The sequence below is a fragment of the Halobaculum sp. MBLA0147 genome, assembly GCF_041361345.1.
GTDB lineage: Archaea > Halobacteriota > Halobacteria > Halobacteriales > Haloferacaceae > JAHENP01.
Genome location: NZ_JBGKAD010000001.1, coordinates 738484 through 751894 on the forward strand (window position 1 = coordinate 738484; position 13411 = coordinate 751894).

10 protein-coding genes and 1 CRISPR repeat array are annotated in these 13411 nt (G+C 67.1%); of the genes, 9 read left to right on the forward strand and 1 reads right to left on the reverse strand.

Features of this window, described 5'->3' with window-relative positions; all coding sequences use genetic code 11:
* Positions 1–12 precede the first annotated feature (12 nt).
* The 9 genes from cas10d (RYH80_RS03525) (at position 13) to RYH80_RS03565 (ending at position 12238) form a co-directional block, all read left to right on the forward strand.
* Positions 13–2628: a type I-D CRISPR-associated protein Cas10d/Csc3 gene (gene cas10d, locus RYH80_RS03525; protein WP_370902482.1), complete on the forward strand. Its 2616-nt coding sequence runs from the start codon at positions 13–15 to the stop codon at positions 2626–2628.
* Complete coding sequence (gene cas10d / locus RYH80_RS03530; RefSeq protein WP_370902483.1) at positions 2625–3179, forward strand: type I-D CRISPR-associated protein Cas10d/Csc3; 555 nt, start codon at positions 2625–2627, stop codon at positions 3177–3179. The genes cas10d (RYH80_RS03525) and cas10d (RYH80_RS03530) overlap by 4 nt, the downstream gene beginning before the upstream one ends.
* Positions 3176–4189, forward strand: coding sequence for a type I-D CRISPR-associated protein Cas7/Csc2 (gene cas7d, locus RYH80_RS03535; RefSeq protein ID WP_370902484.1), 1014 nt, complete (start codon positions 3176–3178; stop codon positions 4187–4189). Before cas10d (RYH80_RS03530) ends, cas7d begins: the two co-directional genes overlap by 4 nt.
* A gap of 4 nt (positions 4190–4193) precedes the next feature.
* The gene (gene cas5d / locus RYH80_RS03540) at positions 4194–4916 is read left to right on the forward strand and encodes a type I-D CRISPR-associated protein Cas5/Csc1 (RefSeq protein WP_370902485.1); all 723 of its coding nucleotides are present in this window, start codon (positions 4194–4196) and stop codon (positions 4914–4916) included.
* Positions 4913–7111 carry a type I-D CRISPR-associated helicase Cas3' gene (gene cas3 / locus RYH80_RS03545; protein ID WP_370902486.1) on the forward strand — a complete coding sequence of 733 codons (2199 nt, stop codon included), beginning with the start codon at positions 4913–4915 and terminating at the stop codon, positions 7109–7111. Before cas5d ends, cas3 begins: the two co-directional genes overlap by 4 nt.
* Entirely contained in the window at positions 7101–7745 is a 645-nt protein-coding gene (gene cas4 / locus RYH80_RS03550) for a CRISPR-associated protein Cas4 (RefSeq protein ID WP_370904642.1), read from the forward strand. Before cas3 ends, cas4 begins: the two co-directional genes overlap by 11 nt.
* A gap of 14 nt (positions 7746–7759) precedes the next feature.
* Complete coding sequence (gene cas1 / locus RYH80_RS03555; protein ID WP_370904643.1) at positions 7760–8737, forward strand: CRISPR-associated endonuclease Cas1; 978 nt, start codon at positions 7760–7762, stop codon at positions 8735–8737.
* Complete coding sequence (gene cas2 / locus RYH80_RS03560) at positions 8737–9009, forward strand: CRISPR-associated endonuclease Cas2 (RefSeq protein WP_370902487.1); 273 nt, start codon at positions 8737–8739, stop codon at positions 9007–9009. The genes cas1 and cas2 overlap by 1 nt, the downstream gene beginning before the upstream one ends.
* 118 nt (positions 9010–9127) lie before the next feature.
* Positions 9128–10125: a CRISPR direct-repeat array (repeat unit 38 nt; unit sequence GTCGCAGCGGCCCAGGAAACCCATCTCGGGATTGAAAC).
* 1711 nt (positions 10126–11836) lie between these two features.
* Positions 11837–12238, forward strand: a complete 402-nt coding sequence (locus RYH80_RS03565) for a hypothetical protein (RefSeq protein ID WP_370902488.1) — start codon at positions 11837–11839, stop codon at positions 12236–12238.
* A gap of 119 nt (positions 12239–12357) precedes the next feature.
* Here the strand turns inward: RYH80_RS03565 and RYH80_RS03570 are convergent, their stop codons facing one another.
* Positions 12358–13410, reverse strand: coding sequence for an RNA-guided pseudouridylation complex pseudouridine synthase subunit Cbf5 (locus RYH80_RS03570; RefSeq protein ID WP_370902489.1), 1053 nt, complete (start codon positions 13408–13410; stop codon positions 12358–12360).
* Position 13411 lies beyond the last annotated feature (1 nt).

The window sequence follows — 13411 nt, forward strand, 5'->3', positions numbered from 1 at the left end:
ACTCGGAGACAGATGACCGACGAACACGAACAACAGACACTCGACGACCAGTCGACCTCCGGAGACGACGACGAGTCGACCCCCGAAGCAGACGGAGACTCGACAGAGACGCCGTCGGACGGGAGCCCGAGCTTCGGGAGTTACCTCGACGTCGACGTACCGGGGCTCGGCGAGGCCGTGACGGACGAGGACGTGGACGAGGCGGGGACACTCGAAGAACGGATCCTCGCCGCGTACTACGAGGACGTGGACCCACACCTGATCGACGCCGGGTGGGGGTTCGAGGCGGCCAAGAGCGTCGCGTTCGGGTACACCGACCAGTCGCTGTTGAACCACGTGCGCAACGGTGTCGCCGCGCTCGCGCGAGTGAACCAACTGATCGACGCGGTCGGCGGTGCGCCGCGCGACGAGACGGAACTGCGGGCGGCCGTCGCGCTGTTCGTGATCCACGACCTCCACAAACTCGACGCGGAGCGTGACGCCGACCCACAGCGCCGGTTCGACATCCCGAAGGCCGAGGTGGAGGCGTACGTCGACCGGTTCGGACTCGACGAGTGGGCCGAGACGCTGTCACCTGCGGACTTCGCGTCGTGTGCCGTCGACCACCACGACGACTGGACGGCCAACCACGAGACCTCGACGCGAGGGTTCGAACGCCACCGCCCGTTCGTCAGACTCGCGGACGCGTTGGCCTCCAGCGACGCCCCGGAGGCGGCCGCGAGAGAGAGTATCCGCGACGCGATCGTCGCGGCGTACCCGAACGCGGACGGCTCGGTGGCGCTGCACCACCACCGTCTCGACAGCGTGACTGGCGTGTTGACGAACCTCCTGAACGGGGCCGTCGCGGACGCGCTCGGGCCCGACTTCCAGCGGCTGCTGCTCTACCAAGACGGCGTCGTCTACCTCGCACCCGCGGACGCAGAGCCGCCGGCAGCGGGGGAGAAGCTCCTCGACGACGTGTTCGAGACCCTCCGTCGGAACGTCCGGGAGTCACACGAGGCGTACCAAGACGAGGGGCAACTCGCGGACAACTTGGCCGTGCGGTCACAGGGATTCTACGGGATCAACGATCAGGACTTCTTCTACGCCGGGCCCGAGACGGTGTTGGAGGCGGTCGCACTGAAGGCCGCGACCGACGCCGACCCGGACTCGGAGCCGACCGACAGCATGGCCGACACGATGGCCGAGTTGGAGGGGTTCCTCCCGTTCGACATCACGCGAACACGCGAACCGGTGGGACTGGCACGACTCGTCTACACGGTCAAGCGCTCGTTCGTCGATCCGGTGCTGGAGGCGAGCGGCGACGACCGGTCCTCGCTTCGAGCGACGTGTGACTTGTTCGGCGTCGACGGAGAGACGACGACCGGTGTCGAGGCGGCCGACGAAGAACTCTCGTTGACGGCCGGTGGCAAGTGGGACCACGCCTACGCCGTCGGCCAGTCGCTCCTCGAACGTGGTCTCACCGAGTACGGTGATCTCGCGACGCTCGTGATCGAGGGGCTGGACGATCTCGACCCCGACTGGCGGACGATCGTCTCGGAGACGCGGACCGGGAACCTCCAGACGGAGCTGTCCGCGTTCCTGTCGGAGATCGTGTCACTCGACGGTCGCCGCGTCGGCGGCGCCGACGACCGACTCACGGAGCCGTTCGCGGAGTACGGTGGCGCGCGCCGCGGGAAGACCTGTGCGCTGTGTAACCGCGGGACGACGGGGACGAAAGGCGACATGGGTGCACCGAAGTCACTCACCACACTCCAGTCGGGGTACTCGAACCACGTCGCCGTGGACGCCGGGAAACCGGAGAAACTGCTCGTGTGTTACCCGTGTCAGGTGGAACTCTCGCTGCGAGAGGCCGGAGCGGACCGGCGCGAGGCCGGTCGGCTCTACTACCACCTCGTCCCGGACTACTTCTACACACCCGCCTCGTGGCGCGACTACGCGGCGTTCGCAGACAACTTCGGGCCGGACGCCAAGACCGAACTCGGCGGCCTCGCGGAGGCGATCCTCCACGTCGGCGAGGGTGGCGTCGATCCCGAGGCACACCCCGGACGCGACGGCGAGCGAGTGCTGAGCGACTACGTCGACGGGCTGTTGGACCCGGACTACGGCCGCTCGATGGTCGAGACACTGGACCGTGGCTTCGACCACGCGAGCGGGTTCGGGACACAGACGTTCGCGTACTACAAGCCGGTCGACAACGACACCGAGTTCCAGTTCTTCGGCACGTTCCTGGGACTGGCGTTGGCGTCGTACACCGGCCTCCGCGTGGTCGTCTCCGAGTCGCCGATCCCGGACGTGCGGGGACGCGACTTCCAGACGACGGCGCGGATCGGCGCCGGGTTCAGCCAGGTCCACGACTTCTACGGGACGGAGATCCCGCTGGCGGCGCTCCGGGAGCGGCTGAACGCCGCGGCGGCACTGATCCGACTCGGCTACGGGAACGACCGCGAGGACGCACTGTTCGCGAAGTACCTCCGGGCGACACGGAACAAGCTGCTCCCGGGCTCGTACCTGCTCAAACGGATCGCGCAGACCGATGACGGCGACGACGCCGGATTCCTGCTCGAGGAAGCGCGGATCCTGGACGAGACGTGTGGCGGCCCGACGACCGACGACAGACACAGATGACACGAGAGACACACGACACGATCTCGACGCTCGCCGAGCGAGCGTTCGACGCGATCAGACCAGCTTCGAGGAATAAAAAGCCGTACGCCATCGAGCGCGTCTTCCGCGAGAGCGTGAAGGCGATCAAGGGGTTCGGCCCGCGCGAGCCGTCGCGACAGGACGCGATCGACGCCGTCGCCGGGCGGATCGCCAAGCTTCCCGACCGGAGCGACCAAGTGTACCGCGTCGGCAGCGAGACGAGCGACAGCGGCGCTCGACTCGAGGAACGGATCGAGGCGTACGCCGAGTTCTTCGTCGACGAGGTGTTCCTCGGGCTGTTCGACGGCAAGCCCGCGCGGCTGAAACGCCGCGAGAACAACCTCGCCGACGGGTTCTACGCGGCGACGCGCCGCCTCCAGCGAGAGACGTTCGGCGACGACGCCGACGACTCGGCGGACGCCGACGAGACGGCGGACACGGACGGCACAGGCGGAACAGACGAGACGGCGGACACGGACGGCACAGGCGGAACAGACGAGACGGCGGACGCGGACGAATCGGACGACGAGTGACGACGACACCACCACAGCACATGCTCGACCACGACACCTACCCCGAACTCGCAGACGGAACCGTTCCGGCCGACCAGATGACGCTGCGCCCGCAGAACAACTACACGAACGTGCTCGTGTTGCGCGAACTCCAGAGCCACGCCGTGTTCACGACGAACGGCCAGGACGCCGACCTCGCGAACGTCGCGGTCGGCGACGGCGACGAGCGAGCGGAGTACTCGCCGGGACTGATGTTCATGCGCAAACAGACCGGCAGCGACCGTCGGTTCGGGAAGGCGCTCCAGCGGCAACTCGACCTGTTCGACGACGACGGAGACGAGTGTACGATGCAGGTCAACGAGATGTGTCAGGACTGTCCGGAGTGTATCCTCTACGGGAGTGCCGCCGGTGACGACGCCGTCTCGATCACCTCCCGCGTCCGCTACGACACGGCGTACAGTCTCCGCGACGCGACGGTGGTCGTCGACGAGAAGTTCCAGAACGCCCCCGGCGGGGACTACGCGAAGGGTGCCGAGGCGACGATCCGAGAACCGGACTTCTTCGAGCCGGGGACGCTGTTCCCGTGTGTCGTCACGCTCGGTGACGCGACACCCGCCGAACTCGCCTTCGTCTTGGGGATCACGCGGAAGAACAAGCGGTACGGAGCGGCCACCTCACGGCTGGGTCGGACGAAGAACCACGTCCTCGGTGTCTACGTCGGGAGCGAGGAGGGACCGGCGAACTTGGAACTCACGCGTGACGCCATCCGGGGGCTCCGCGACGACGAGACCACGGACTACGAGACGATCCGCGACGTGACGAGTGCGGAGAATCTGGACCCGTCACTCGTCGGCGACCACGTCCGCGAGCGGTTCGAGTCCCGCGTCGAAGCCGACGGGCTCGACCTCTCGCGTGTCTCTACCGAGACAGTGTCGGAGTTGATCGACACCGCGACCGGCGAGGAGTTCGGCGACGTGTTGGCGACCCAGCGCGAGCGGTCACGCGAGTTCCTCGCCGGAGTGACGGAGTGAGACGATGGAGGTGTTGGAGGCGACGATTCGTGTCCGTGGCGAGGTGACGTTCACCTCCCGCGAGGTCGGGCGGCTCGCGGACACGGAGCCGTACGTCCTGAACACGGCGCTGTACTACGCGCTCGGCCTGGCGGGCGGTCGGTACCTCGACACGAGCTACGAGCCGACGTACCTCGCCGACACCGAGCACGTCGCCTCGGAGCTGTACGTCTCGCCGGCGGCACCGGTCCGCGGTGTCTCCCCACGGTACACGACGACCACGTACAACGCGAGCCGCGACGAGTACGTCGTCGTCAACTACTCGGCGCAGGAGGACCCGTACGAGGGACGGAACCTGCCGACGTTCGGGCGCCGCCGCTCGCTCACGCAGGGCACCCAACTCCGTCTGTACGTCGTGACTCGCGATCGACCCGCGTCGGCGGTCGCCGACGACCTCCCGACGTACACGCGGCTCGGGAAGAAACGCGGGAAGGTGCGGGTCGACCTCACGGAGCGACCGGTGTCCGTCGCGACGGGGTCGTACGAACTCGGCCACCCGATCGGCGTCGACGACTGTGGTGACGTGCCGGTCGCGAACGTCGCCACGAAGTCGATGCAGCCGACACCGCTCGTGGTCGCCGGGAAGTACGAGGGGGAACACCTGGTGATCGACCGCCCCGAAGAAGCACCCGGGCCCGAGACGGTAGCACTGCCACGGGGCCTCGTCTTCTTGGGTGAGCGCCGGTGACCGGGGAGCGACTGGGAGCGGTGACGCTCCAGGGGGTCGCCCTCCGCCAGCACGCCGAGCCGTACCCGTTCGACTACGAGCCGTACGACCACCAACTCCGACTCGCGAAGTTGGTCCGCGGGGACGCGGGGTTCGTCGCGGTCGACGACAGTCCGACCGGTGGTGGGAAGACGTCGGCGTGGCTCGCGCCCGCACTGGACGAGACGCTCGACACGGTGGCGATCTACCCGACGAACGCGCTCGTGGTCGATCAGACGGACCAAGTCGAACGAGCGGCCGAGACGACCGACGACGACGTGGCCGTGTTGACGATCACGTCCGAACGGCTCGCACGCCACCGGGCGGAGATGGCCCGCGACGTTCGGTCGAACGCCGAGGTGATCGACCACCTGTACAGACGCGAGCGACGGACGAACGACCAGGTGATCGTCCTCACGAACCCCGACAGCTTCGTGATGATGGTTCGCGGGCTGTACGGCTCGGTGACCCGGGCGTACCGGAACGTCCCGTTCGCCGTCGTCGACGAGTTCCACCGCGCCGGGCGCAAGGAACAGAACACGCTCCGGTACCTGCTCGACGAACTCTGGGAGTGGCCCACCGAGGAGGTCGCACTGGATCGAGTCGCGTTCCTGAGTGCCACCCCAGACGACCGACAAGAACGCCTGTTCGCCGACGCGATGGCGGCACCCTACCACCGCGTGACCGAGGGGACGACGGACGAGCGGCGAGCGTTCCTCGACGACCCGGGCGACGCGTTCCAGCCGGTCATGCCACCGGTGGAGTTGGACGTGCGGACTGCCCCGACGTTCGGCACGGCCGACGTGTTGTTGGACGACGACCGCGAGGACTTGCTGTCGTTCTGTGCGGGCGACCGGACGGACCGTGACGGCCACGACAAGGTGGCGGTCGTTCTCGACGGCGTCCACGAGGTCCAGCGGGTCCACGAGTTCCTCGCGGCCGAGCTGGACTGCCGTGTCGAGCGGATCGACGGGTTCCGCGGGGAGGAGAAGAGCCGGAAACTCAGAGAGTTCGACGTACTCGTGAGCAACGCGGCAGTCGAGGTCGGCGTGGACTTCGAACTCGACCGCCTGCTGTTCGCGGGTCACCGGAAGTCGAGTTTCCTCCAGCGACTCGGACGACTGCGGAGTCGCTCGGACGTGTGCGAGGCTCGGTGTTACGTTCCACGTCCCGTCGGGACGACACTCTGTGAGCACGAGGCCGTCGCGGACGGAGCAGTGACACGGAGAGACTTCGACGACGTGCTCGCCGCCGCGTTCCCGGAGCCACGTCGGCCGGCGTCGTTCGACTGGCGGTACTCCGGACCCGAGGCGGTCCACCACCTCGAGGACCGTGTCGGAGACGCCCGTCCGGATCGACGAGAGACGATCGCTCACCGCGGGCGAGCACGGATCGACCGTCACTTCGTGGAGCCGTTCGACGACCTCGCCGACGCCGACCTTGACCGGGCGACCGACACCGTCGACTGGCGGACACTGGAACGGCTCCAGTGGTACCGTGGTGACTCGATCCAGGCGCTGGTGTACGATCGGACCGGTGACGGCGACGGCGTCGTGCGAGCCTACGACGTGTTCTACCTCCTCCGGTACGGACGGGTCACCTTCCACGACCGCGAGACGTTCGAGCGGATCGTCCCCGACGACGAGCAGGCGACCGTGGATCGACTCGCACGGTACGTCGACGGGTTCTGTACCTTCGACGGCACGATCGAGACGACCGACGAGGGGTACGGACGGAGCGTCTCGTTCGCCGGGCCACGGCTCGGTACCCAGTTGCGCGAGGGTGGCGGGAAGCCGAGAGTGTTCGGCGGGCTCCAGGTTCGTGTCGACACCGAGCCGGGGCTGCCGAGCGTCGACGGCGTCGAGTGTTTCAACGACCGTCTGCGTTCGCGTCGCGACAGACTCGGGCCGGCCGCCGGCATCCTCGGCCACGCCGTCCCGAAGCGGCCGGCCGTCGTCACCCAACAGTACGGCCTCGACGACTTCTTCTTCCTCTACCCGGTCACGGCGCAAGGCGAGTCGGGGAGTCTCGCACTGGGGACCGACGCGTTGTACCTCCACTGTCACCAGTGCGAGGCCGAGGCCGACGACACCTCGGACGACGACGACCTGATCGGCGGCGTCGGCGACGGTGGTGACTGGTCGATCGGCGGCGTCGGCGACGGTGGTGACTGGTAGTGACCGCGTCCAGTTTAGAGACGAACTCGTCCACGTCAGCGCGCTCAACGAGTACGTCTACTGTCCAAGGCGGTTCTACTACCAGCGGTACCACGACGAGATCGGGAGGCCGTACGAACTCGTCGACGGCCGGTCGAAACACGACGGCCAGGCCCGTCGTGGCGGCTGGGTTCGCGAGCGGTACTTCCGTTCCGAGGACCTGGGACTGCACGGGAAACTCGACCTGATCGAGAGCGACGGCGACGTACTCACGCCGGTCGAGCGGAAGCGTGCCGAGAGCGAGACCTACTTCGCGAGCGACGAAGTCCAACTGGCCGGCTACTGTATGCTACTGGAGGCGGTGACCGGGGAGCCGGTCAACGTCGGGTACGTCTACCTCTACTCGACGGACGAACGCCACAGCGTCCGGATCACCGACCGCCACCGGGAGACGGTCCACGAGATCGTCTCCCAGATCGAGTCGATGCGTGTCGATACGATCCCACCACTCACCGACAACCCGAGCAAGTGCGAGGCCTGTTCGGCTCGCACCTACTGCATGCCCGAAGAGACGGCTCGACTGGAACCCGAGCGCGCTCGCGGCACTGGCTGGGAGAATCCCGACGCCGTCTCGCTCGGGGGTGAGGAGTCGTGAAGTCTCCCGAGGGGATGTTCGACGAGTCGGTGGTGTTCGTCACCACGCAGGGTGCACAGATCCGGACGGACGGCGGCCGTGTCGTCGTCTGGGACGTGGACGGCGACGACGGGGAACTCGCGACGTTCCCGATCGAGAAACTGGACACGATCAACGTGTTCGGTGGGGTCAACTTCTCGACGCCGTTCGTCGCCGAGGCGAACGACCACGGGATCGTGTTGAACTACTTCACACAGCACGGAGACTACCGCGGGAGTTTCGTCCCCGAACGGAACACGATCGCCGAGGTGCGGCGGGCACAGTACGCGTTGGGCGACGAGGGTGAACTCGCGATCGCGCGGGCGATGATCGCCGCGAAGATTCGCAACGCTCGCACGCTCCTCGCGCGGAAGGGTGTCACCGGCACGGAGTTCCTCGCGGATCTCCAAGCGCGGGCCAGAGAGGCCGGGAGTGCCGACGACCTCCGCGGGACCGAAGGCGAGGCAGCCGAGCGGTACTTCTCCCGGCTCGACGAGACGCTGACGGACGGCTGGACGTTCGAGTCGCGGTCGAAACGCCCACCGGAGGATCACGTCAACTCGTTGCTGTCGCTGACGTACGTGATGGTGAAAAACGAGGTGTTGGCCGCGTTGCGGCAGTACAACCTCGATCCGTTCCTCGGCGTGCTCCACGCCGACCGGCACGGTCGCCCGTCGCTCGCGTTGGACCTCCAAGAGGAGTTCCGCCCGATCTTCTGTGACGCGTTCGTCACCCGGCTGGTGAATCGCGGGACGATCCAGCACGACCAGTTCACGGCGGACAACCACCTCGCGGACGACGCCTTCCAGACGTACCTCGGGAAGTTCGACGACTACATGCAAGAGCAGTTCACGCACCCGTACTTCGAGTACGAGGTGACGCGCCGGAAGGCGATCCGCCAGCAGGCGATCCTGTTGCGGAAGGCGATCACGGGCGAGTTGGACGAGTACCACGCGCTGGAGGTGTCGAAGTAGTGCACCTCCTCGTGGCCTACGACGTGAGCGACGACGCGAACCGGCGGCGGGTGTACCGGACGCTCCAACGCTACGGCGCCTGGAAGCAGTACTCCGTGTTCGAACTGGAAGTGTCGAAGACCGAGCGCGTAGAGCTAGAAGACGAGTTGGCGGACGAAATCGACGCCGACGACGGCGACCGCGTGAAGCTCTACCGACTGTGTGCGAGCTGTGAGTCCGAGACGACCACCCTGGGTGCCGAGCCCGCCGACGAGCAGTCGAACGTGGTCTGATCCGCCCGGTTACGTGGACCTTTTTGAAGGCTCTGTACGGCGGGGGTCCACGTAACCAGCCCTTCGCGTGCGGTGTGCAGAGAAAGCTATAGGTGGTGTGCGGCGTATATCACCCCCTGTCGCAGCGGCCCAGGAAACCCATCTCGGGATTGAAACAGGACGACGACGGAGAGACGGAGGTGGCCGGATGGTCGCAGCGGCCCAGGAAACCCATCTCGGGATTGAAACGAGACGACGAACCTCACGCAGGGGGACGCGTTCTACGTCGCAGCGGCCCAGGAAACCCATCTCGGGATTGAAACAGTCAGAGGGCTCGTCAGTCACGTCTCCGGGCACGTCGCAGCGGCCCAGGAAACCCATCTCGGGATTGAAACAAGAACGCAGAAGCGACCCCGGTCGCCACGACCCGTCGCAGCGGCCCAGGAAACCCATCTCGGGATTGAAACAACCCCGCGGCGAAGCCGACACCGACCCCGACCGCCAGGTCGCAGCGGCCCAGGAAACCCATCTCGGGATTGAAACGGAGACACAGGTCGGGCGCGCCGCGCGCGAACAGCTGATGTCGCAGCGGCCCAGGAAACCCATCTCGGGATTGAAACAGGTGCGTGAGCGTGTTGGAGGTGAGGAGTCGTGAGGTCGCAGCGGCCCAGGAAACCCATCTCGGGATTGAAACCGTGCCGCTCGCGTCCGTCCACGCGATCGTGACCCGGTCGCAGCGGCCCAGGAAACCCATCTCGGGATTGAAACGATCTCCACGACACGGCGTCCGTACGGCGTGATCGTCGCAGCGGCCCAGGAAACCCATCTCGGGATTGAAACAGGTCGTCTCACTGACCCACACCGTCCAGAAGGAGCGTCGCAGCGGCCCAGGAAACCCATCTCGGGATTGAAACCGGGCGAGGTGATGGGGGACGACTACAAGATCGGCCTGGTCGCAGCGGCCCAGGAAACCCATCTCGGGATTGAAACGGCAAAACGTACGTCCGTGACCAGCCCGGTGGCGAGTCGCAGCGGCCCAGGAAACCCATCTCGGGATTGAAACGGCAACACGGCCGGCCCCGGCGTCGGTGACGACTCGGTCGCAGCGGCCCAGGAAACCCATCTCGGGATTGAAACAGGTAGCCGCCGCCCGCCACGGCCGCCTTCACGGCCGTCGCGACGGGGAGGAAACCCATCTCGGGATTGAAACAGGAGTTGTGCAGACGCTACTCGAAGATCTCGAAGGTCGCGACGGGGAGGAAACCCATCTCGGGATTGAAACTGAGCGACGACGTGAGCGTCGTCTCGGCGCTGCGTCGCGACGGGGAGGAAACCCATCTCGGGATTGAAACGCCGCGCCGTCGACGACGACGACCTCGTGACGGTCGGTCGCGACGGGGAGGAAACCCATCTCGGGATTGAAACTCCATCTCCTGCAACATGTCTCGGATCGCGTGGAACGGTCGCGACGGGGAGGAAACCCATCTCGGGATTGAAACACGGCCAGTTGCAAGAGATCGGGAAGATCGTCGTGACGTCGCGACGGGGAGGAAACCCACCTCGGGATTGAAACACGTACGACGTGTTCCCGTTTTGCCGGATCGGTCGCGTCGCGACGGGGAGGAAACCCACCTCGGGATTGAAACAGCGTCTGCTCCACGCGTCGGCGGCTGAGCGACCGTCGCGACGGGGAGGAAACCCACCTCGGGATTGAAACCGGGGAGACGGTGATCGTCGCCGCCACGCTCGGGGTCGCGACGGGGAGGAAACCCACCTCGGGATTGAAACCGTACCTGGATCTCGTCGTCCTGCCGCACCGGCTGGTCGCGACGGGGAGGAAACCCACCTCGGGATTGAAACAGGGTCTTCCGGAGCAGTTCGTGACTCGACCGACCGGCCGGGTCGCGACGGGGAGGAAACCCACCTCGGGATTGAAACCTGGCGGGAGTGACCTTTCCCAGAAACGTGGGGTGTCGCGACGGGGAGGAAACCCACCTCGGGATTGAAACGCCTCGGCATCGGTGCGACGCAGCTGGGCGCGGCCGTCGCGACGGGGAGGAAACCCACCTCGGGATTGAAACTCGCTCTCGTGGGGGTTGTCGTCGCGGGTCCGGGCATCGTCGCGACGGGGAGGAAACCCACCTCGGGATTGAAACCGTTCACTCTCGGCCTGTTCTTCGGCCTCGGCGAGGAGGTCGCGACGGGGAGGAAACCCACCTCGGGATTGAAACAACGCCAGCGCGTCCGTCCCGAGTTGCGGGAGCCACGTCGCGACGGGGAGGAAACCCACCTCGGGATTGAAACCGGACCTCCGTCGTGGGTTCGTCGCGATCGCGGTCGTGTCGCGACGGGGAGGAAACCCACCTCGGGATTGAAACACGGCACGCTCGAGGGGACGGGTTTCCGGGTCAAAATGTCGCGACGGGGAGGAAACCCACCTCGGGATTGAAACTCGACGCTCGCCGATCGGTTGGAATCGGAGTTGCAGGAGTCGCGACGGGGAGGAAACCCACCTCGGGATTGAAACCGCTGGGTGAAGTCCGACAGCGTCACGCGGTCGAGTCGCGACGGGGAGGAAACCCACCTCGGGACCCGAGACGGAACCCACGGACTGACCATCACTCGAGAACAGTCCATCCCCTCCAGATAGAGAACTCCTCCGAGCCACTGCTGTACCGCTCACCCTCGGCCACAGGTGACGGAGAACTAACACGTAACGTACCACAACGTTTTTCCCGCTCGCTACACGAGAGACGAACACGACTCTCCGGGGTCGTCACTCCACGCGCAGTAGAAGTGGCGAGGGTGTTAGGGCACCCTCACCGGGGTGTCGTAGGACCGAACACCCATGTGTGAATCCGACTCGCCGTCACAAGAGCGTGACGGACAGCCTGCCGCACAGGACACAGAGACGACCGCGACCGACGACGCCCGCGGCTCCGAGCGACTGGCGACGACGTTCGACGCCCTCGCGACAGAAGTCCCGGAGCAGACGGCACTCCCCGACCGGCGACGCGACGCACTCGCCGACCTGTGCCGTCGCGTCGCGAGCACACTCCGGCGTGACGACGCACTCGGACCCGTGGACGCGCTGGCGACGGAGGCCGTCGAGGCCGTCGGCGATCTGGGCGACGAGCGCGACACCGGCGCGGCGACCCGTCGCGACGGCGACGCCGCCGCCCGCCGCGAGGCCGCAGACGTACTGTTCCAACTCCTGACGGCCGTCGAGGAGACGCGGACGCTGCGGTAGCGCCCGCCACTCGACGGCTCGCGCTCGCGACACGAGTCAGACTCTCGACACGATCCGTCGAACGGCGAGAGCACCCGCCAGAACGACTCACGCCGAACGCGACGCCACCGCCCGCAGCCTCACACCAGTACGCGTTCTAACGACACGACTTCCCCGGAATCGGCGCTGGGGTCGCCGACGAGCGTCCCGAGACAGACGGCCGCCCCCTGCGGCGTGAGACAGACCACGAGATCACCCTGCGTCGGCTCCGCAGCAGCGTCGTCACCCGCACCACCGGCACCGTCACCCGCACCACCGGCACCGTCACCCGCACCACCGGCACCGTCACCCGCACCACCGGCACCGTCACCCGCACCACCGGCACCGTCACCCGCACCACCGGCACCGTCACCCGTGCCACCCTCGCCGACTCGTACCGGCTCCGGCGCGGGGTCGACGGCCAACACGCCGGGGGCGTACACCGGCGCGCCCTGGGCCACCTCGCGGGCGGCGTTCTCCGGGATCGTCACCCGCGGGAGGTGTCGCAGCGCACGCTCGGCGGGTGCGACCGCCTCGGCCAGCGGGTCTGACTCACCCTCGTCGTCGAACGCCAGCGCGTCCGCGAACTCGTGGATCGTCACGAGGTCGCGGTCGTCGAACGGGTCCGTCCCGACCCGCCGCAGGTTCCCCATGTGCGCGCCGGTGCCCAGCGCCAACCCGAGATCGTGACACAGCTTCCGCACGTAGGTGCCCGACTCACAGCGAATCCGCAACAGCACCTGCCGGTCGCTGTGGTCCAACACCTCCAGGTCGTACACCGAGCGCGTCCGCAGGCGTCGCCGGACGGCGGACTTCCGCGGGGGTTTCTGGTACAGTTCCGTCTCGAACGCGGCGAGCACCGACTCGAGATCCGCCGGCGCCGAGCGGTGGAGTTCCAACACGGCGACGTACGTCTTCGCACCCTCGAGGAACACCTGCGCGAGCCGTGTCGCGTCGCCCAAGAGAATCGGCAGACACCCCGTCACCTTGGGGTCGAGCGTCCCCGCGTGGGCGGCGCGGTCGACACCCGCGAGGTCGCGGACCCACGCCGTCACCTCGTGGGCGGAGGGGCCGGGCGGCTTGTCGAGGTTGACGACGCCGAAGGAGAGCGTCTCGCGGGGCGAGCGGTCCGACGGGGCGGGACGCAGTGGCATG